This is a genomic window from Streptomyces sp. NPDC023838 (assembly GCF_040639555.1).
Lineage (GTDB): Bacteria > Actinomycetota > Actinomycetes > Streptomycetales > Streptomycetaceae > Streptomyces.
This window is the reverse complement of record NZ_JBFAAD010000020.1, coordinates 35,841-56,270: the sequence shown is the minus strand read 5'-3', so window position 1 is coordinate 56,270 and position 20,430 is coordinate 35,841. Positions and strand designations below refer to the sequence as shown.

Below are 20,430 nucleotides of genomic sequence, written 5' to 3'. Positions count from 1 at the left end.
GGTGAATCGGTGAGGTGAAGCGCTGATGAGCACCACCCGGCAGCATCAGCCGGGCGACCGTGGCCCCGAGCCGGACGGAGCTCCGGCCGCGGCCTCTCGCGTCCTCGCCCTGTACGGCGCCAGTGGCATAGTGCCGCTCGCGCGCGACTTCACCCGCCAGGCGCTGCACGAATGGGGCTGGCTGCCCGCCGCCACCGCCGACCGGCGCGCGGCCGCGGAGGACGTCCTGCTCGTCGTCTCCGAGCTGGTCACCAACGCCTGTCTGCACGCCGAGGGCCCCGAGCAGCTCCGCGTCGCCTGCACCCCCAAGGTGCTGCGCCTGGAGGTCACCGACCGCGGCTCGGGCCAGCCCGCGCCCCGCACCCCGCACCGCGCGGGGCGGCCCGGCGGCCACGGCATGTTCATCGTCCAGCGGCTCTGTCTGGACTGGGGGGTCGTACGGACCCCCGGAGTGCCCGGCAAGACGGTCTGGGCGGAGCTCGCCGCGCCCGCGTAGGCACGCCGCGGCGGGACTCCCGCCGCACCCGCGCGGGGTCGCCTTCCGCGCGCGACCCGGTGTGCGTGCCGCGCACCCGTGACAGGGCACCTTCCCGGCGTGACAGGGCGCCTTCCCGGCGATCGGCATCCGCGCCGCGCACCCGCGCCGCGCACCCGCGCCGCGCACCCGCGCCGCGCACCCGCGCCGCGCACCCGCGCTGGGCACTCGCGTCACTTCCGTCCGTCATCCCCTGTGTTGTGTGTCTTCCCTGTGTTGTGTGTCTTCCCTCTCCAAGGTCCCCGGCGTACCTTGACGCCCAATCTGATGTGCCGTCAGTAACGTGAACGGCCTCGGGAACGAGGGAAATTCGAGGTGTCGTACGTGTCGTACCAGAAGCGGACAGCACTCGCCCTTGCGGCTGCCCTGGCGGGCCCGGTGGTGCTGATGGCCGCCCCGGCCGCCCACGCCGACGTCGTGGACGTCAACTACAAGTGCGAGACCCCGATCGGCCCCAAGAGCGCGGTCTCGCCCATCGACATCAGGGCCGTCAAGAGCGGCAGCGCCTACAAGCTGACCATGTCGTTCCAGAAGGGCGTCTCCTCCAGCCCGGTGGCGCTGGGCTCCGGGGCGATGAACCCGAGCGCTGTCATCAAGCTCGGCGGCGCCGACAAGGGGACGGTGGCGGTGTCCGGACCGGCCAACACCGCCGAGATCCCCGCCAACTCCCCGATCAAGATAAGCGACTTGAGCGGTACGTACGCGCCGAAGGCGTCCGGCAAGGTCACCTTCACCGCCTCGATCCTCACCATCAAGGCGCTGGGCACCACCACGACCTGCACCCCGGGCAACAGCCCCGGCCCCTCCCTCTCGCTGGACGTCACCGGCTCCGGTTCCTCCGCGCCCGTCGACCCGCTGCCCAAGACCGGCCCGCTCGACTCGGCCGTGGCCCTCGGCACGCTCGGCGGCACGGTCCTGCTCACCGGCGCGGCCGGGGTGCTCTGGCTGACCCGGCGCGGCGCCCGGGCGCACGGCTGAGGTCTTTCGTCGCCCCGGGGAGCCGCTGATGCCGCCACGCCCGATCCGCCTGGCCGTGCTCGCCGCGGCCCTGGCCCTGACCGCCTTGTCCGCCCTGACCGTCCTGTCCGTCCTGACCGTCCTGTCCGCCCCCGCCGCGCGCGCCGCCGACGGGGAGCGGTCCGCCGACGGGGAGTGGAGCGCCGCACCCGCCTCCGGCGGCGGCTCGCGGCCCGGCGGCGACGGCAGACCGTACTTCTATCTGGAGGGCGCGCCCGGCTCCGTACTGGAGGACCGGCTCTCGCTCACCAACCCCACCGCGCGCCCGCTGACCCTGCGGCTGCGCGGGGCCGCCGCCAGCACCACCTCCACCGGCGCCCTCGCGGTACGGCCCGGCGCCGATCCCTGGCTCGCGCTCGCCTCGGCGCAGGTGCGGATCCCGGCGCGGACCCGCGCCGAGGTGCCGTTCGCGGTCACCGTCCCGCCGGGCGCCGCCCCCGGCGACCACCCGGCGGTGCTGGTGGCGTCCGGCGGCGGCCGGGAGGCGGGGGTGCGGGTCCAGGTGCGGGTCGCGGGCCCGGTGCTGCCCGCGCTCACCGTGGAGGACGTGAGCGTCGACAAGGGCCGCTCCCTCATTCGTTACGCCCTGGTCAACCGGGGCAACACGACGCTCGCGCCGAGCCTTGCGGTACGCGCCGACGGGCTCTTGGGCGCGTCCTTGCGGCGCCCGGCCAGGCCGCTGCCGGTGGAGCTGCTGCCCGGTCAGCGGGTCGAGCTGACCGAGCCGTGGCGCCCGCCGGCCCTGGACCGCGTCGAGGTGCGGCTGACCGTGGCGGCGGGCGGGGCCGCCCCGAGCGGGGCGGGCGCCTCGGCGGTCTTCGTGCCGTGGGGGCCGGTGGCGGGCGCCGGGTGTGTGGCGGTGGGCGCGGGCGCGGCGCTGTGGGTGCGCGGGCGGCGGCGCCGGGGGCCGGGCGGCCCCGTGGACCTCGAGTCCGTAAGCGAGTTGGCGACGACGGGAGCAGCATCGTGAAACCGCGTACGAGAGGGGCGGCGCTCGTCGCGGCCGTGCTGTTGCTGCTCCCGCTGGTGTGGGCGCTGCCGGCGACGGCCGCGAGCGCCGACGACGCGAAGCCCGCCGTGACGCTGTCCCAGCAGGAGGCGGCCAAGGGGACCGAGATCACCGCCAGTGGCACCGGCTGGCGGCCCGGCACGCTCCTGATGCTGCTGCTCTGCGGCCAGTCCACCCCCGGGCAGGGCGTGATCGGCGGCACCAACTCCTGCGCCAACGCCGACGGGCGCGCGGTGACCACCGACGCCAAGGGTGCCTTCAGCAAGGCGCTGCCGGTGGCCGCGCCGCCCAAGCCCTGCCCGTGTGTGGTGCATGTGGCCACCGTGACGGGCGAACAGGCGGCCGTGGACACCGAGTTGAGGATCACCGGTCATCCGGTGGCGCCGCTGCCCGAGCAGTCGGGCACCGGGCGCCTGAGCGTGCTGACGGCGCCGGAGCTCGACGGGAGCAGCGGGATCCTCACCTGGTTCGGGGCGCCGCCCTCGCGCACGCTCGTCCTCACCGTCGGCAACCTCGGCTCGGCCCCGGTCAAGGACCCCGTCTTCCAGGTCGGCACCTCACACGGCGTGTTCGCGCCGCGGTGGGAGGACCGGCAGTGGAAGGGCACCATCAAGCCCGGCGGCAAGGCCGAGGTCAGACTGGGCTTCGAGCTGTCGGCGGGCGCGCACGGCGACTACCAGGTCTCCGTGAGGTACGGGCAGAAGGTGCTCGCCACCCAGCCGTGGGGGGTGGGCCGCCCGTGGGGCGTCACGCTCTTCTGGATCCTGCTGTGCGTGGTCGTCCCGGCGGCGGTGTTCCGCGTCGGGATGGCGGTGGTGGACCGGGTCCGGCCGAGGGGGGCGGGGCACGCACGGCGGGGGCGCGGGGAAGACGGCCTCGCCCGCTGGGTCCGCCCGCGCCGGCCCGTCCGCAGGGCCGCCGCCGAACCGTCGCAGCCCCCGCAGCCCCCGGCCGAGGGCGCCTCCACCCCCACCAGCACCACGGCGACGACACCCCTGCCGTGGTTCACCCCGGACTCCGCACCGACCGAGAACCGTCCCAACACCCCCACGACGAAGGGAAATCCGTGACCACGCAACGGAGGATGAGCGCGGCCGGAGTCGCGCTGATGCTCGGCGGCGCGGGAATCATTCTGGCCGCCGGGCCCGCCCGGGCGGCAGAGGTCTCCTACGCCACCGAGTGCATCCCGCCACCCATCTCCGGCCTGCCGCCCGTCGAGGGCACCACCAAGGTGCAGATCACCGCGCCCGCCGAGGCGAAGGTCGGCGACGAGGTCGAAGTGGTGTGGAAGACCGTCCAGGCCGCGTCCAAGAACCCCGATGTGCTCGACCTGGAGACGGACACCGTGAAGCCGACCGGCACCGTCAAGGTGGCCGGCGCGCAGAGCGCCGACCTGGCGGTGGAGGGGCCGCGGCAGAACCCGCCGATCCCCAAGAACAGCCCGATGGTCCTGCCCGACATGAAGGCCAAGCTGAAGCTGACCAAGGCGGGCGACGTCACGCTCGCGCCGGACAAGTACACCATCAACGTCAGCAAGCCCCTCTCGACGGACACCAAGTGCTCCCCGAAGGAGACGGTCGGCGCCGGGGCGACGATCAAGGTGACGGAGGGCGGGGGCACGTCGGGCGGCACCACCACGTCCGGTGGTACGACGACGTCCGGCGGCACGACCGGGAGCGGCGGCACCACGACCTCCGGAGGGACCACCACGTCCGGTGGTACGACGACGTCCGGCGGCACGACCGGGAGCGGCGGTACCACCACCTCGGGCGGGACCACGGCCTCCGGCGGCACCACCTCCACGGGCGGCACCACCGGCGGCACCGGTGGCCAGACCGACTTCCCCGGCAAGGAAGTCGCGGTCACCTTCGCCTGCAAGTCGCCCGGTCCGGCGAGCATCAACTCCAAGGTGACGATCGACGCCAAGAAGAGCGGCGGGAGCTACGCCCTGACGGTCAAGACCGCCAAGGGCGTCATGAACAGCCCGGCCCCGCTCCCCGCGGGCGCGCTGAAGCCCTCCATGCAGGTCACCGTCGGCGGCGCCGACAAGGGCTCGGTGACGGTGACGGGCGCGCCGAACTCCGGCCCCCTGAACACCGGCGACCCGGTCAGCCTCTCCGACATGACCGGCACCTACAAACCGGGCGCCAGCGGCAAGTCGACGCTCAGCCCCGGGGCCCTGACGATCGACGTGACGCTGGGCGGCTCGAAGATCACCATCCCCTGTACGGTCACGGGCACGCCGCCCGTGTCCCTGGAGCTCGACACCACCGCCCAGCAGGGCGGCGCGTCCGGCGGCACGAGCACGTCGGGCGGCTCGTCCTCCGGCGGCGCGTCCACCACCGGCGGCACGGCCGCGTCCGGCGGCCTCGCCCAGACCGGCGCGAACGACCACGGCGCCCTGCGCGCCCTCGGCCTCATCGCCGGGACCGCCGTCCTGCTCGGCGGCGCGGTCTTCACCTTCACCCCCTGGAGGCGGCTGCGCGGCACGCGTACGTAGGTACGCGGGAAGGCGGAGGGATACGCGAAGGGCCGCCGCACCCCGGAAGGTGCGGCGGCCCCTGGCCGTGCGGCGTGTGCGGCGCTTAGTGGACGCCGCCCATGAGCGCCTGGACGTTCTTGCGGTACATGTAGATCGCCAGGCCCGCGACGGCGGCCATCGAGGCCTCCATCGCGATGATCCCGAGCCCGTCGAGGCTCACACCCGCCAGCGAGAGCAGACCGGTGAAGCAGTCGCCCGCGGTGACCGCGAGGAACCAGACGCCCATCATCTGGGAGGCGTACTTCTGCGGCGCCATCTTGGTGGTGACCGAGAGGCCGACCGGGGAGAGGCAGAGCTCGCCGATGGTCTGGATCATGTAGATCGAGACGAGCCACATCGGGGAGACCTTGCCGTCGCCCGCCATGTTCATCGGGACGATGAAGACGAAGAACGAGGCACCGATGATGACCAGGCCCATCGCGAACTTCACGATGGTGTTCGGCTCCTGGTTCTTACGGGCCAGCCACAGCCACAGCCAGGCGAAGACCGGTGCGAGCGCCATCACGAACAGCGGGTTCAGCGACTGGTACCAGGTGGCCGAGAAGTGGATGCCGCCGACGTTGTCGGTGGTCTTGGCGTCCGCGAAGAGCGACAGGGTCGAACCACCCTGGTCGTAGATCATCCAGAAGACGGCCGCCGCGACGAACAGCCAGATGTAGCCGTTCATCTTCGACTGCTCGGTCGTCGACAGGTCCTTGTCGCGCTTGATGCGGACCAGAACCGCGATCGGGATGATCAGACCGGCGAGGGTGAGCGGGACCAGCGCCCAGTTCAGCGTGTAGGCACCCAGGGCGACCACGACGCCGTAGAAGACGGCGATGGCGGCGACGACAGCGGCGACCTTGGTGAGGACGCCCTTGCGCTCCTCGGCGGAGAGCGGGTTCGGGACGAGGCTGCTCTTCGGGCTCAGGTTCTTGGTGCCGAGGAGGAACTGCGCCAGACCCAGGGCCATGCCGAGCGCGGCGAGGGCGAAGCCCAGGTGCCAGTTGTGCTCCTTGCCGACCGTGCCGATCACCAGCGGAGCCGCGAAGGCGCCGAGGTTGATGCCCATGTAGAAGACGGTGAAGCCACCGTCACGGCGCGGGTCGTCCGGGCCCTCGTACAGGTGGCCGACCATCGTCGAGATGTTGGCCTTGAGGAGACCGGAGCCGACGGCGACCAGGATGAGGCCGGCGAAGAACGGCGCCTGGCCGGGCAGCGCCAGCGCAAGGTGACCGCTCATGATCACGAAACCGGCGATGGTGACCGTCTTGCGGGCACCCCACACGCGGTCGCCGAACCAGCCGCCCGGCATCGCCATGAGGTAGACCATGGAGACGTAGACGGAGTAGATGGCCGTGGCCGTGGTGGCCCGCATGGCGAGGCCGCCGCCCTGGGCGCCGGTTGCCGCGTCGGCACCGCCCGAGACCAGGTAGTACACGAGAAGGGCGCGCATGCCGTAGTAGGAGAAGCGCTCCCACATCTCGGTCATGAAGAGAGTGGCCAGGCCGCGGGGGTGGCCGAAGAAGGTCTTGTCGGATCCGGTGATGCTGGCCGAGTCCTTCGTCAGGCTGGACGCCATGGTCGATCCTTGCTTGCTCGGGACGCGCGCTTCGTGAGCGGTGATCGCGCCCGGTGGGGGGTGGCCGGCACCGGCAGGGGAGCCGCCCCGCCCCTACGCCCGAGGGGTTCGCTCCGTGGTGACGGAGTCGAGAGGACGGACCCACCGGGATCCACGCCCGGGGCGCGACATCGCGCCCGGGGCCCGGCCCATAGGTCATTCACTGTCTTCGGAACCAGTAATTCCGGTCCCTTTGCAGAAAAGAGACCTTTGGCGCGCCAAGCAGGCCAAAGGTCCCCGAGTTAGTGCTAAAGGCGTTGAGACACCATACGACACCACACCGCCGCATATGGAAGGACTTGAGAGATGGATCACAGGCGTCGCTGGAACCATCCGCCCACTTTCGAAGGTGGTTAACAGGATCGCATCCCAGAGCCGCAGGGGCGGACGCGAAAAAGACGATCAAGGAACGGCTGCCGGACGATCAAGAGGCGATCAGCGGACGGGCAGCGCGCGATCATGGGACGACCAGGAGCGGGCGGGGCGCCCAACCCCGGCCGGTCCCTGACGGGTTCCACGGACAGCCCCTCCCGGTCGCGGACTACCATCACCCCCATGACCCGTGTACTGCTCGCCGAGGACGACGCGTCCATCTCGGAGCCGCTGGCCCGCGCACTGCGTCGGGAGGGTTACGAGGTCGAGGTCCGCGAGGACGGCCCGACCGCCCTCGACGCCGGACTCCAGGGAGGCGCCGACCTGGTCGTGCTCGACCTCGGGCTGCCCGGCATGGACGGCCTGGAGGTGGCCCGCAGGCTCCGCTCCGAGGGCCACACCGTCCCGATCCTGGTGCTGACCGCCCGCGCCGACGAGGTGGACACCGTGGTCGGTCTCGACGCCGGCGCCGACGACTACGTCACCAAGCCGTTCCGCCTCGCCGAGCTGCTGGCCCGGGTGCGGGCCCTGCTGCGGCGCGGCGCCACCGAGCCGGCTCCCCAGCCCGCCACCCACGGCGTACGGATCGACGTCGAGTCGCACCGCGCCTGGATGGGCGACGAGGAGCTCCAGCTCACCGCCAAGGAGTTCGACCTGCTGCGCGTCCTGGTGCGCGACGCGGGCCGGGTCGTCACCCGCGACCAGCTGATGCGCGAGGTCTGGGACACCACCTGGTGGTCCTCGACCAAGACGCTCGACATGCACATCTCCTGGCTGCGCAAGAAGCTCGGCGACGACGCCGCCAACCCGCGCTACATCGCCACCGTCCGCGGTGTCGGCTTCCGCTTCGAGAAGAGCTGACGAGCCGACGTCGCGTACGACGCCACACTCCTCGCGTACGTCCTGGGACACTGAGCCATGCGCCGCCGACTGATCAACTCCACGCTCGCCGTGGTGCTCGTGGTGATCGCCGTCTTCGGCGTCTCCCTCGTCATCGTCGAGACCAGGACGATCAGCAGCAGCGCCCAGGAGAGCGTGAACTCCGAGGCGCTGCGGCTGGTCAGCGTCATCGACAGCCGCCGGCTCGCCAACGAGACGATCGGCCCGCAGTCGCTGGCCGGCGTCGGCCCCGACCGCTACGCCCGGATCGAGATCCCCGGCCGCGCCCCCATCGAGCTGGGCACCCGGCCGGGCGGCTCGCGCATCAGCGGCACCGCCAAGGGCGCGCGCGGCGAGGACGTCCTGGTCGAGGAGTCCCGCTCCACGGTCACCCGGGAGGTCGGACGCACCCTGCTGATCATCGGCGCGGTGGCGCTGCTCGCCATCGTCTCCGCGGTGCTCCTCGCCGTACGCCAGGCCAACAAGCTGGCCTCCCCGCTCACCGATCTGGCCGAGACCGCGGAGCGGCTCGGCTCCGGCGACCCACGCCCGCGCCACAAGCGGTACGGGGTGCACGAGCTGGACCGGGTCGCCGACGTCCTGGACTCCTCCGCCGAGCGGATCGGCCGGATGCTCACCGCCGAGCGCCGGCTCGCCGCCGACGCCTCCCACCAGCTGCGCACCCCGCTCACCGCGCTCTCGATGCGGCTGGAGGAGATCGCCCTCACCGACGACCTGGACACGGTCAAGGAGGAGGCGACGATCGCGCTCACCCAGGTCGAGCGGCTCACCGACGTGGTGGAGCGGCTGCTCACCAACTCCCGCGACCCCCGGATCGGCTCGGCCGTCGTCTTCGACCTCGACGAGGTGGTCAAGCAGCAGCTGGAGGAGTGGCGCCCGGCCTACCGCAGTGCGGGCCGCGCGATCGTGCGCTCCGGCAAGCAGGGGCTGCGGGCGGTGGGCACCCCCGGGGCGGTCGCCCAGGTGCTCGCGGCGCTGATCGAGAACTCGCTGATGCACGGCGGCGGCACGGTCGCGGTGCGCACCCGCGTCACCGGCAACCAGACCGTGGTCGAGGTCACCGACGAGGGGCCGGGCGTACCGCCCGAGCTGGGGGCGCGGATCTTCGAGCGGACCATCAGCGGCCGCAACTCCACCGGCATCGGCCTCGCCGTCGCCCGCGACCTGGCGGAGGCGGACGGCGGCCGCCTGGAGATGCTCCAGCAGCAGCCCGCGGTGTTCGCGCTGTTCCTGAGCCGGGTGGCGCGCGGCCCGCGCGAGCCCGAGCCGACGATCAGATGACCGGTTTCACGCCCTGGTACAGGCAGGCCCTAGGACCCCGAGTGGTGGCGGGCGTACGGCTGGGGGGCGTCGCCGAGAAAGGATTCGGCGGTCTGGACGGCCTCGCGGCCGGGCAGCGCCCGGAACACCCAGGTGCGGTACGACCAGAACCGGAAGACCGTGCCCAGGCCCAGGCCCACCACGTTCTTGGCGACGTTGTCGGCGACCGTCGAGGTGTAGCCGAAGCCGTAGTGCGAGAGGGCGAGCACACCGTTCTCGATCACCAGGCCGATGCCGCTGAACAGCAGGAAGAGCATCAGCTCACGGGTGCGCCGGCCGCTGTCGGTGTGCCGGTAGGTCCAGTAGCGGTTGCCGACGTAGTTGGTGGCGATGGCGACGGCGGTGGCGATGACACCGGAGCGCACCACCGCGAGGTGGGCCACGTGCATGCACAGGTTGAAGACGATCGCGTTGACGACGAACCCGATGGCGCCCACGGCCCCGAACTTCGCGATCTCCCGGGCGAGCAGCTGTAGCCGCGTACGCAATGCGCCCCGTTCACTCATGGTGATCGCCCAGCCCCGTTCGGATTCGATGTCGTTCTCAGATCGGTGTCATACCTCGTACGCCAACCCGGCCATGCTAACCAGCGCCTGTGGGCATCGCTCGTGGACGCCCGTAAATCCCGGCCACGCCCGGGCCCTGCGGGCGCCCGGACCCACACCTTCCGGGGGCCCCGGGGGCGGCGGATACCCTGGGGGTGTGACGTTCCCGGTAGTCGGCATGGTCGGCGGCGGTCAGCTCGCCCGTATGACCCACGAGGCGGGCATCCCCCTCGGCATCAGATTCAAGCTGCTCAGTGACACCCCCCAGGACTCGGCGGCCCAGGTGGTGAGCGAGGTCGTCATCGGCGACTATCGCGACCTGGACACGCTGCGTGCCTTCGCGCGCGGCTGTGACGTGATCACGTTCGATCACGAGCACGTACCCACCGAGCACCTGCGGGCCCTGGAGGCGGACGGCATTCCCGTCCGGCCGGGGCCCGACGCGTTGGTGCACGCCCAGGACAAGGGGGTGATGCGCGCCAAGCTCGACGAGATCGGCGCGCCCTGCCCCCGCCACCGGCTGGTGGCGGACCCGGCCGACGTGTCGCGGTTCGCGGCGGAGGGCGAGGGATACCCCGTCATCCTCAAGACCGTCCGGGGCGGCTACGACGGCAAGGGCGTGTGGTTCGTCCGCTCCGAGGCGGACGCGGCGGACGCCTTCAAGGCGGGCGTCGCGGTCCTGGCCGAGGAGAAGGTCGACTTCGTACGGGAGCTCGCGGCCAACGTGGTCCGCTCCCCGCACGGCCAGGCGGTGGCCTACCCGGTCGTCGAGTCGGTCCAGGTCGACGGCGTCTGCGACACGGTGATCGCCCCCGCGCCGGACCTCGCCGAGGAGCTCGCGGGCGAGGCCCAGCAGCTCGCCCTGCGCATCGCGGACGAGCTGGGCGTCGTCGGCCACCTCGCGGTCGAGCTCTTCGAGACCCGCGACGCCGACGGTCGGTCGCACATCCTCGTCAACGAGCTGGCCATGCGCCCGCACAACTCCGGCCACTGGACCCAGGACGGCGCGATCACCTCGCAGTTCGCCAACCACGTCCGGGCCGTGCTCGACCTTCCGCTGGGCGACCCGCGCCCGAGGTCGACGTGGACGGTCATGTGCAACGTGCTCGGCGGCGACTACCCGGACATGTACTACGCGTATCTGCACTGCATGGCCCGCGACCCCCAGCTCAAGATCCATATGTACGGCAAGGACGTGAAGCCCGGCCGTAAGGTCGGCCACGTCAACACCTACGGCGACGACCTCGCGGACGTACGCGAGCGCGCCCGTCACGCGGCCGACTACCTCAGAGGAACGATCACCGAATGAGCGCCACCCCCGTCAACGGTCCCGTCATCGGCATCGTCATGGGCTCGGACTCGGACTGGCCGGTCATGGAGGCCGCAGCCCAGGCCCTGGCCGAGTTCGAGATCGCGTACGAGGTCGACGTCGTCTCGGCACACCGGATGCCGCACGAGATGATCGCGTACGGCGAGCAGGCGGCCGACCGCGGCCTGAAGGCGATCATCGCGGGCGCGGGCGGCGCGGCCCACCTGCCCGGCATGCTGGCCTCGGTGACCCCGCTGCCGGTGATCGGTGTCCCGGTCCCGCTGAAGTACCTGGACGGCATGGACTCGCTGCTGTCCATCGTGCAGATGCCGGCCGGGGTGCCGGTGGCGACGGTGTCGGTGGGCGGGGCCCGCAACGCGGGTCTGCTCGCCGCCCGTATCCTGGCCTCCCACGACCCCGAACTCCTCGCGCGCATGCGGGAGTTCCAGCAGGAGCTGAACGACCAGGCGACCGAGAAGGGCAGGCGTCTTCGCTCGAAGGTCGAGTCCGCGGCGGCGTCCTTCGGCTTCGGAAAGTGAGCACGGTGGACCACCTCGCGCGGGCCCGTACGCTGCTGGCCCAGCACCCCGTCGTCGACGGCCACAACGACCTGCCCTGGGCGCTGCGCCAGCAGGTCCGCTACGACCTGGCGCGCCGTGACGTGGGCCAGGACCAGACCGGCCACCTGCACACCGACATCCCCCGGCTGCGGGCCGGCGGCGTCGGCGCGCAGTTCTGGTCGGTGTTCGTCCGTACGGACCTGGCGGGCGACGAGGCGGTCAGCGCGACGCTGGAGCAGATCGACTGCGTGGACCAGCTGATCGCGCGCTACCCCGGGGACCTGGCCGGGGCGCTGACGGCGGACGACATGGAGAAGGCGCGGGGGGAGGGCCGCGTCGCCTCGCTCAAGGGCGCGGAGGGCGGCCACTCCATCAACAACTCCCTCGCCACGCTGCGGGCGTTGTACGCGTTGGGCGTGCGTTACATGACGCTCACCCACAACGACAACACCGCCTGGGCGGACTCGGCGACGGACGCGCCGGGGGTCGGCGGGCTGTCCCCGTTCGGCCACGAGGTGGTCCGCGAGATGAACCGCCTCGGCATGCTGGTGGACCTCTCGCACGTGGCGGCGACGACGATGCGGGACGCGCTGTCGACGTCGTCGGCGCCGGTGATCTTCTCGCACTCCTCGGCGCGGGCGGTGTGCGACCACCCGCGCAACGTGCCGGACGACGTGCTGGGGCTGCTCCCCTCCAACGGGGGAGTGGCGATGGTGACCTTCGTCCCGAAGTTCATCCTGCCGGCGGCGGTGGAGTGGACGGCGGCGGCGGACGAGAACCTGCGCGCGCACGGGCTGCACGCGCTGGACACCTCGCCGGAGGCGATGGCGCTGCACGCGGCCTTCGAGGCGGCGCACCCGCGCCCGGTCGCGACCGTGGTGACGGTGGCGGACCACCTCGACCACATGCGGGCGGTCGCCGGGATCGACCACATCGGCATCGGCGGCGACTTCGACGGCACGGCGTTCACCCCGTCCGGCCTGGACGACGTCTCCGGCTACCCCAACCTGATCGCCGAGCTCCTCAGCCGCGGCTGGTCGGAGGGGGACGTGGCGAAGCTGACGTGGGGGAACGCGGTGCGGGTGCTGCGGGATGCGGAGGCGGTGGGGCGGGACGAGCGGTCCCGCCGGGGGCCGTCGAACGCGACGCGGGAGTCCCTGGACGGTTAGGCCCCCCGGCCGGCCGAGGGCGCGTTTCCCGGGGGCTGCGCCCCCGGCCCCCGGGCGGGGCCTGCGGCCCCTGCACCCCGCTTTCGGGGCTCCGCCCCGGGTCCCTGTTCGTCTGCGAGCCGGTGGGGGCTGGTCGCGCAGTTCCCCGCGCCCCTTGAATGCCGCTGCGCGGCAGCCCCTGGGCGCCCCGAAGGGGCGCATTCAGGGGCGCGGGGCCGCGACATGTGCGGCTCCGCCGCGTGGGCGCGACCAGCCCAAACGAACCCGCAGACAATCGACGGCCGGATCTTCAGGGGCGCGGCGCTGTGACATGTGCGGCTCCGCCGCGTGGGCGCGACCAGCCCCCACCGGTCCGCAGATGAACACCGGCCCTATAAGGGGCGCGGGGCCGCGACCAGCCATGCACGGTCCGCAGACGGACCAAGGGGCCCGGGGCGTAGCCCCGGCAGGGGGGCGGGGGCTCCCCCGAACGCCACGGTCGTCGTGACCTGGCGCCGTCGACGTGTGATCGTGGCCGTACTGCCGTCGTCGATGCCGAACCGGGAGACCGTCATGGCAGATCTGCAGGACGAGCCCGACGCCCCCACCGCCGCGATAGGCGCACCGGACCGACCCAGGCCCGAGCCCACCCCCCGGGCCGAGGCCCAAGAACCCGCGCCCGGGTCCGCGGCCGCGCCCACCGCCGGTCCCGCGCCCGCGCCCACCCACGGGCCGCAGGCCGACGCACCCCCCGACCCCCTCGACCCGGACGTCCGCGCCCGTGTCACCGCCCTCCTGCGCGAACACCCCGTCGCCGACGGCTACAACACCCTCGCCCAGGTGCTCGTGAACACCCCGTGGCACGACGTCGAGCTCGGGGAGAGTTCGCTCGACACCGACATCCCCCGGCTTCGGCACGGCGGCGTCGGCGCGCAGTTCTGGTCGCTGATGGTCCCCGCCGACTGCCCGGACCCCGTCAGCGCCACCCTGGAGCGCGTCGACCGGATCCGTACGCTCGTCGACGCCTGCCCGGAGGGGCTGCGGCTCGCGCAGGCCGTCGGGGACCTCGCCGACGCCCGTAACCACGGCCGTATCGCGTCGCTCTTCGGGCCCGTCGCCGCCCACGCGCTGGGCGACTCGCTGGGCACGGTCCGGGCGTACCACGCCCTCGGCGTACGCGCGGTCGCCCTCACCGCCACCACGAGCTGGACCCGCACCGGCCTGACCCGCTTCGGGCAGGAGGCCGTACGGGAGTTCAACCGGCTCGGCATGCTCATCGACCTGTCCGGCGCCGCTCCCGAGACCGCCCGCGACATCCTCGGCGCCGCCAACGCGCCGCTGATCTTCACCCGCTCGTCCGCCCGCGCCCTGACCGACCACCCGCTCAATGTGACCGACGAGCTCGTCGCCGGGCTCCCGGAGAACGGCGGGGTGTGTCTGGTGAGCTTCGCCCCCGCGCAGGTCGCCCGGGCCGGACGGCCCGCCTGCACTGAGGACGTCGCCGACCACATCCAGCACCTGCGCGACGTGGTCGGGCCGGAGCACATCGGCCTCTCGGGCGGGTACGGCCTGACGGGGGACGCCCCGCGCACGGTCGGCCTGGAGGACGCCTCCTGCTACCCCGTCCTGCTCGCCGAGCTGATCGACCGCGGCTGGGACGACACCGATCTCGCCGCGCTGACCTGGGGCAACCTCGCCCGGGTCATCCGCGACGTGGACTTCGCCGCCCGCGCGGCCCAGCCCCGGCGCGGCCCCTCCACCGCCACCATCGAGGACCTCGACCCCCGGTAGTGCTATGCCCGCGGGCGCCCCATCGCCCGGAACGTCCAGCCCGCCTCGCGCCACTTCACCGCGTCCAGCGCGTTCCGCCCGTCCAGCACGATCCGGGCATCGGCCACCTCGCCCAGCGCGGCCGGGTCCAGCTCGCGGAACTCGCGCCACTCGGTGAGGTGGAGCACCACGTCCGCGCCCCGGACCGCGTCCAGGGCGGTGTCCGCGTACCCGAGGGTGGGGAAGAGACGGCGGGCGTTGTCCATGCCCTTGGGGTCGTAGACGGTGACCTGGCCGCCCTGGAGGTGGATCTGCCCGGCCACGTTGAGGGCGGGCGAGTCGCGTACGTCGTCGGAGTCCGGCTTGAAGGTCGCGCCCAGCACGGCCACCCGCTTGCCGAGGAAGGACCCGCCGCCGAGCGCCTCCCGCGCCATCTCGACCATCTGGCCGCGGCGGCGCATGTTGATGGAGTCGATCTCGCGCAGGAACGTGAGCGCCTGGTCGGCGCCGAGCTCGCCGGCCCGCGCCATGAACGCGCGGATGTCCTTGGGCAGACAGCCGCCGCCGAAACCGATCCCGGCCCGCAGGAACTTCTTCCCGATCCGCTCGTCGTGCCCGATGGCCTCGGCGAGCTTCACCACGTCCCCGTCCGCGGCCTCGCACACCTCGGCCATGGCGTTGATGAACGAGATCTTGGTGGCCAGGAAGGAGTTCGCGGAGGTCTTCACCAGCTCGGCGGTCGGGAAGTCGGTCACCACGAACGGGGAGCCCTCGCCGACCGGGGTCGCGTACACCTCGCGCAGCAGCTTCTCGGCCCGCTCGCTCTCCACGCCGACCACGATCCGGTCGGGGTGCAGGGTGTCGTTCACGGCGAAGCCCTCGCGCAGGAACTCGGGGTTCCAGGCCAGCTCCACGCCCTCGGGCAGGGTCGCGGCGAGCCGGGCGGCGGACCCGACCGGCACGGTCGACTTCCCCACCACCAGCGCGCCCTCGCGCAGATGCGCCGCCAGCGACCCGAAGGCGGAGTCGACGTACGACATGTCGCACGCGTACTCGCCGTGCTTCTGCGGGGTGTTCACACAGACGAAGTGCACATCGCCGAAGGCGCCGGCCTCCTCCCAGGAGGTGGTGAAGCGCAGCCGCCCGCTGGACCCGTCGATCCCGGCGACGTGCTTGCGCAGCAGGTCCTCCAGGCCCGGCTCGTACATGGGCACGCGCCCCTGCGCCAGCATCTCGATCTTCTCGGGGACGACGTCGAGGCCGAGCACCTCGAATCCCAGCTCCGCCATGGCCGCGGCGTGGGTGGCCCCGAGGTATCCGGTGCCGATCACAGTGATCTTGAGGGCCATGCGGTACTCCTGAAAGGTACGGGCTTGAGGGCGCTGCCCGAGCATAGTCCGGGCCTGGCGGGGCCCGTGATCCGCACCGGAACACCAGGTCGGGGGCTGTCGTCAAACTCACGTATGCCCCGAGCCGTACACCCCACTAAAATTGAGGTTACTTAACGGTAGTTAGCGCCCTTGGGGAGTGAGTCACCTTGGCCGGAACGGCTGATTTCGACCTGTACCGCCCGTCCGAAGAACACGACATGCTCCGCGACGCGATCCGCTCGCTCTCCGAGGCGAAGATCGGGCCGTTCGCGGCCGAGGTCGACGAGGAGGCCCGCTTCCCGCAGGAGGCGCTGGACGCGCTGGTCGCCAACGACCTGCACGCGGTCCACGTCCCCGAGGAGTACGGCGGCGCCGGCGCCGACGCGCTCGCCACTGTCATCGTGATCGAGGAGGTGGCCCGCGTCTGCGCGTCCTCCTCCCTCATCCCGGCCGTGAACAAGCTCGGCTCGCTCCCGGTGATCCTCTCCGGCTCCGAGGAGCTGAAGAAGAAGTACCTGGGCCCGCTGGCCAAGGGCGACGCGATGTTCTCGTACTGCCTCTCGGAGCCGGACGCGGGCTCGGACGCGGCGGGCATGAAGACCCGCGCGGTCCGCGACGGCGACTTCTGGGTCCTCAACGGCGTGAAGCGCTGGATCACCAACGCGGGCGTCTCCGACTACTACACGGTGATGGCCGTCACCGACCCGGAGAAGCGCTCGAAGGGCATCTCCGCCTTCGTGGTCGAGAAGTCGGACCCCGGCGTCTCCTTCGGCGCCCCGGAGAAGAAGCTCGGCATCAAGGGCTCCCCGACCCGCGAGGTCTACCTCGACAACGTGCGCATCCCCGCCGACCGCATGATCGGCGAGGAGGGTACCGGCTTCGCCACGGCGATGAAGACCCTGGACCACACCCGCATCACCATCGCGGCCCAGGCCCTCGGCATCGCCCAGGGCGCCCTCGACTACGCCAAGGGCTACGTCAAGGAGCGCAAGCAGTTCGGCAAGCCGATCGCCGACTTCCAGGGCATCCAGTTCATGCTCGCCGACATGGCGATGAAGATCTCGGCCGCCCGCGCCCTCACGTACCAGGCCGCCGCGGCCTCGGAGCGCGGCGACGCGGACCTGACCTACCTGGGCGCGGCGGCGAAGTGCTTCGCCTCGGACGTCGCGATGGAGGCCACCACGGACGCCGTCCAGCTCCTCGGCGGCTACGGCTACACCCGCGACTACCCGGTCGAGCGCATGATGCGCGACGCCAAGATCACCCAGATCTACGAGGGCACGAACCAGGTCCAGCGCATCGTCATGGCGCGCAACCTGCCGTAGCCGCAAGCGCGTCGGGCCCGTATCCGTGTGGCGCGGATACGGGCCCGACGCGTGTCCGGGGGTCCTGCTCAGCCGTCGGTGCGGCGGCGGCGGACGGCCAGGAGCGCGCCCGCGCCGGCCACTACCGCCGCGCCGCCCGCGAGGGCGAGCTTGGGGGTGGCGGAGGAGGAGCCGGTGGCGGCGAGGGTGCCGGTGGTGGGGTTCAGCGGGGTGCTGGACGTCGTGCCCTGCGGCTTGTTGTCCGGGGTGTTCGCCTTGCCCTTGCCGGGCTTGGCCGGGTCGACCTGGCCGGGCTTGGCGCCGGCCGCGAGGATCTCGAAGCCGTACTCGGTCAGGTCGGGCGATCCGCCGCACGAGCCGTCGGCGTTCTTGTAGTCACCGGCGACGAACGCCAGGCCCGGGCCCGCCGGGGCCTTGGCGTCGACCTTGAGGCGGAGCTTGACGTCGACGTGGCCGCCGTCGCGCAGGTTGGTGATGACGCCCGTGCGGTGCACCTTGTCGAGGTCCTTCCAGCCGCCCGAGGCGGCCGTGGACCACTGCAGGTGCAGCAGGTCGTCGGTGACCTTGTAGCCGCTCTTGTCGGTCGCGTGGAGGTACGTGAACGGCCAGACCTTGTCGAGCGTGCGGCCCGTGCCGTTGGCGACCCGGAGCGAGAAGTCGGTGGTCGTTCCCGCGACGATCTTCGAGGGCAGGCCGGTCGCGACCGTGGTGAGTTTCGCGGTGTAGTCGCAGGTCGGGTCCTCGGCCTCCTTCTTCGCGTCGGCGAGCGCCTTGTCGGCGGCCTCCTTCGCGGCGAGGGCCCTGGCGACCTCCTTCTGCGCCTTGTCGATCTCCTGCGCCGCCTTGACCCGGGCGTCGTCCAGGGCGTCGTCGGCGGCCTTGAGGTCGGCCTTGGCCCGGGTCTGGTCGAGGGCTGCCTTCTCGGCGGCCTTCTTCGCCTCGTCGACCGCCTTCTTCTTGGCGTCCCGGTCCTCCGGCGTCGCGTCGGCGGGCAGCTTCTCCAGCTCGAACTGGGCGTCGGTGAGCGCCTTGTCGGCGACGGCCTTGTCGGCGGTCGCCTTGTCCGCCGCCTTGTCCGCGGCCACGTACGCGGCCCGGAGGGGGTTGGCGGGGGAGTCCAGGTCGTCCAGGACCTTGCGCGCCGCCTTCTCCTTGGCCTGCGCGTCCTCGTACGCCTTCTTCGCCGCGGCGGCGGCCTTCTCCAACTCCTCGACGGTCGGCTTCTTCTGCGTCTGCGCCTGCGCGGCCGGCTTGGTGTCGGCGAGCGCGGGTCCGGCCGACAGGATCACCACGGGCGCGGTCACAGCGGCGGCGACGGCCGTCGCCAGAGCACGGCGAATGTTCACTTGAGCCCTTTTCTGGGTCAGATTCTCGGTCCGAGGAAAGCTGAATGAGGGAAAGCGTGGATACCGGTGATCGTATGACCCGGACAAGGGGCGCTTACAGGGCTTTCTTTACGCCAAAAGCCCCGCCCTGTCCGCCGGAGGGGCGGGCAAAGCGGGGCATTGGCGGGCAGTTGTGCAGTTCGCTGTGGTTTCTCTGTGAGTCTTGTCGCGTCCGGCACTTCCTGACGGAGCGTCTTCCTGACGGAGCGACTTCCTGACGGAGCGTCAGCGCGATGAAGTCACCGTGACCTTCTGGTCGTTGTTCAGCTCGTTCACCAGCTGCTTGACCTTCGCGCTGTCCCACACCAGGGAGGTCTGCGGGCCGTTGCCGGAGATCGGCATGTTCATCGACGTGCCGCCGCCGCTGGTGACGCCCTTCATCGCCCAGAACATGTCGCCCAGGTCGAACAGGCTCATGTCCTTGTCGACGATCAGCGTGTCCAGGCCCGCGCCCATCACCGGGTACAGCTTGAACGGGTTGAGCACGGTCGTCGGGGTCGCCGTCTGCGCGGCGAGGGCCGAAAGGAAGCGCTGCTGGTTCTTGGTGCGCTCCAGGTCGCCCGCCGCGTACCCGTGGCGGTTGCGGACGAAGGCGAGGGCCTGCTGGCCGTCGAGGGTCTGCTTGCCCTTCTTGAAGTCGGCGCCCGAGTCCCTGTCCTTGATGTCCTGCGGGATGTCGATCTCGACGCCGCCGACCGCGTCCACGATGTTCGCGAAGCCCGCGAAGCCGATCTCGGCGTAGTGGTCGATGTGCAGCCCGGTGTTGGCCTCGATCGTGCGCACCAGCAGCTCGGGGCCGTCCATCGCGTATGCCGCGTTCAGCTTGTTGTGGCCCTTGGCCGGGAACAGCTTGCCGGACTGGGAGCCCTTGAAGCTGGGGATCTGCACCCACGAGTCGCGCGGCAGCGAGATCATCGTGTTCCCGTTGTCACCGGTGTGCAGGATCATCATCGAGTCGGTCCGCTTGCCCTCGGCGGAGCCGGTGTGCAGCTTCTTCTTCTCGTCCTTGGAGAGCCCGTCGCGGGAGTCCGAACCGACGATGAGGTAGTTGGTGCCCTTGCCGTCGCCGGGGCGGTCGATGACCTTCGACAGGTCCACCTCGCGGCGCACCTTGCCGTCGGCCCAGAAGTACGTGCCGACGGAGACGCCGACCACAGCGACCACCAGGACCGCCGAGCCGATCATGATGCGGCGCTTCCAGTTCGGCCGCGGCCTGGCGGGGGCACTCGCCGCGCCCGGGCCGCCCGGCCCGCCCGTACCGCGGCCGCCGGGACCGCCGGGGCCGCGTCCGGCCGGGCTGCCGTAGACCTGGCCGTCGCTGTAGCCGCTGTCGTACGCGCCGGGCGCGGGCACACCGTTGCCGTACTGCTGCTGTCCGTAACCGGGCCCGTCGTCGTACGAGGGCTGCTGCGGCGGGACCGGGCGCTGCGGGCGCGCGGGCGCGGAGCCCACGGGCCGCTGCACGTGTCGCATCACGCGCGGGCCCTCCGGCTGCGCGGCGGAGCTGCCGCGGCCGTAGCGCTCGCCGCGGTCGTCGTCAGACCATCCGTCGTTCATGCCGTCAAGCATGCACGGGTCCCCCGCGTGTCTGACAGGCCGGGTGGGGATCTGGGTCCGGGCTGTTGCACAGCTGATGCAATGTACGCGTGACGGGCACGCCGTACGCGTGACGGGCACGCCGTACGCGTGACGGGCACGCCATGAGCACAGGGGCGGCCGCGCA

At 71.9% G+C, this 20,430-nt stretch carries 17 protein-coding genes; 12 read left to right on the top strand and 5 right to left on the bottom strand.

The features are described 5' to 3' along the window. Positions 1 to 25 precede the first annotated feature (25 nt). From AB0G17_RS23635 to AB0G17_RS23615, 5 genes are all read left to right on the top strand, one after another. On the top strand, positions 26 to 496 hold the full coding sequence (locus AB0G17_RS23635; RefSeq protein WP_361386149.1) for an ATP-binding protein: 471 nt from the start codon (positions 26 to 28) through the stop codon (positions 494 to 496). Positions 497 to 859: 363 nt separating this feature from the next. Further along, on the top strand, positions 860 to 1,513 hold the full coding sequence (locus AB0G17_RS23630) for a peptidase (protein WP_361386145.1): 654 nt from the start codon (positions 860 to 862) through the stop codon (positions 1,511 to 1,513). 28 nt (positions 1,514 to 1,541) lie between these two features. Continuing rightward, positions 1,542 to 2,522 (top strand): hypothetical protein, encoded by a 981-nt coding sequence (locus AB0G17_RS23625; protein ID WP_361386141.1) that lies wholly within the window; start codon positions 1,542 to 1,544, stop codon positions 2,520 to 2,522. Next, entirely contained in the window at positions 2,516 to 3,631 is a 1,116-nt protein-coding gene (locus AB0G17_RS23620) for a hypothetical protein (protein ID WP_361386323.1), read from the top strand. Before AB0G17_RS23625 ends, AB0G17_RS23620 begins: the two co-directional genes overlap by 7 nt. A gap of 14 nt (positions 3,632 to 3,645) precedes the next feature. After that, a complete protein-coding gene (locus AB0G17_RS23615; RefSeq protein ID WP_361386320.1) occupies positions 3,646 to 5,061 on the top strand; it encodes a hypothetical protein in 1,416 nt (471 codons plus the stop codon). An 85-nt stretch (positions 5,062 to 5,146) separates the two neighbouring features. Here AB0G17_RS23615 and AB0G17_RS23610 read toward each other — a convergent pair whose 3' ends face one another. Then, a complete protein-coding gene (locus tag AB0G17_RS23610) occupies positions 5,147 to 6,664 on the bottom strand; it encodes an oligopeptide:H+ symporter (protein WP_361386138.1) in 1,518 nt (505 codons plus the stop codon). 594 nt (positions 6,665 to 7,258) lie between these two features. Between AB0G17_RS23610 and AB0G17_RS23605 the strand changes: the two genes are divergently transcribed. Beyond that, entirely contained in the window at positions 7,259 to 7,936 is a 678-nt protein-coding gene (locus AB0G17_RS23605) for a response regulator transcription factor (RefSeq protein ID WP_100574199.1), read from the top strand. 57 nt (positions 7,937 to 7,993) lie between these two features. Next, positions 7,994 to 9,256, top strand: a complete 1,263-nt coding sequence (locus tag AB0G17_RS23600) for an ATP-binding protein (protein WP_361386134.1) — start codon at positions 7,994 to 7,996, stop codon at positions 9,254 to 9,256. A 29-nt stretch (positions 9,257 to 9,285) separates the two neighbouring features. Here AB0G17_RS23600 and AB0G17_RS23595 read toward each other — a convergent pair whose 3' ends face one another. Further along, the gene (locus AB0G17_RS23595) at positions 9,286 to 9,801 is read right to left on the bottom strand and encodes a GtrA family protein (RefSeq protein ID WP_361386131.1); all 516 of its coding nucleotides are present in this window, start codon (positions 9,799 to 9,801) and stop codon (positions 9,286 to 9,288) included. 196 nt (positions 9,802 to 9,997) lie between these two features. Between AB0G17_RS23595 and AB0G17_RS23590 the strand changes: the two genes are divergently transcribed. From AB0G17_RS23590 to AB0G17_RS23575, 4 genes are all read left to right on the top strand, one after another. After that, positions 9,998 to 11,149, top strand: coding sequence for a 5-(carboxyamino)imidazole ribonucleotide synthase (locus tag AB0G17_RS23590; RefSeq protein WP_361386129.1), 1,152 nt, complete (start codon positions 9,998 to 10,000; stop codon positions 11,147 to 11,149). After that, positions 11,146 to 11,688, top strand: a complete 543-nt coding sequence (gene purE / locus AB0G17_RS23585; protein WP_361386126.1) for a 5-(carboxyamino)imidazole ribonucleotide mutase — start codon at positions 11,146 to 11,148, stop codon at positions 11,686 to 11,688. The genes AB0G17_RS23590 and purE overlap by 4 nt, the downstream gene beginning before the upstream one ends. Positions 11,689 to 11,693: 5 nt before the next feature. After that, the gene (locus tag AB0G17_RS23580; protein ID WP_361386317.1) at positions 11,694 to 12,878 is read left to right on the top strand and encodes a dipeptidase; all 1,185 of its coding nucleotides are present in this window, start codon (positions 11,694 to 11,696) and stop codon (positions 12,876 to 12,878) included. 552 nt (positions 12,879 to 13,430) lie between these two features. Then, entirely contained in the window at positions 13,431 to 14,648 is a 1,218-nt protein-coding gene (locus AB0G17_RS23575) for a dipeptidase (RefSeq protein ID WP_361386123.1), read from the top strand. Between the two features lie 2 nt (positions 14,649 to 14,650). Here AB0G17_RS23575 and AB0G17_RS23570 read toward each other — a convergent pair whose 3' ends face one another. Next, positions 14,651 to 15,976, bottom strand: coding sequence for a UDP-glucose/GDP-mannose dehydrogenase family protein (locus tag AB0G17_RS23570; protein WP_361386120.1), 1,326 nt, complete (start codon positions 15,974 to 15,976; stop codon positions 14,651 to 14,653). A gap of 188 nt (positions 15,977 to 16,164) precedes the next feature. Between AB0G17_RS23570 and AB0G17_RS23565 the strand changes: the two genes are divergently transcribed. After that, positions 16,165 to 17,322: an acyl-CoA dehydrogenase gene (locus tag AB0G17_RS23565; RefSeq protein ID WP_361386117.1), complete on the top strand. Its 1,158-nt coding sequence runs from the start codon at positions 16,165 to 16,167 to the stop codon at positions 17,320 to 17,322. A gap of 68 nt (positions 17,323 to 17,390) precedes the next feature. On the opposite strand, the gene AB0G17_RS23560 is transcribed toward AB0G17_RS23565, so the two are convergent. Together AB0G17_RS23560 and AB0G17_RS23555 are read right to left on the bottom strand one after the other, a co-directional pair. Beyond that, a complete protein-coding gene (locus AB0G17_RS23560; protein WP_361386114.1) occupies positions 17,391 to 18,668 on the bottom strand; it encodes an LAETG motif-containing sortase-dependent surface protein in 1,278 nt (425 codons plus the stop codon). A gap of 264 nt (positions 18,669 to 18,932) precedes the next feature. After that, entirely contained in the window at positions 18,933 to 20,264 is a 1,332-nt protein-coding gene (locus AB0G17_RS23555) for an LCP family protein (protein WP_361386111.1), read from the bottom strand. Positions 20,265 to 20,430: the final 166 nt, after the last annotated feature.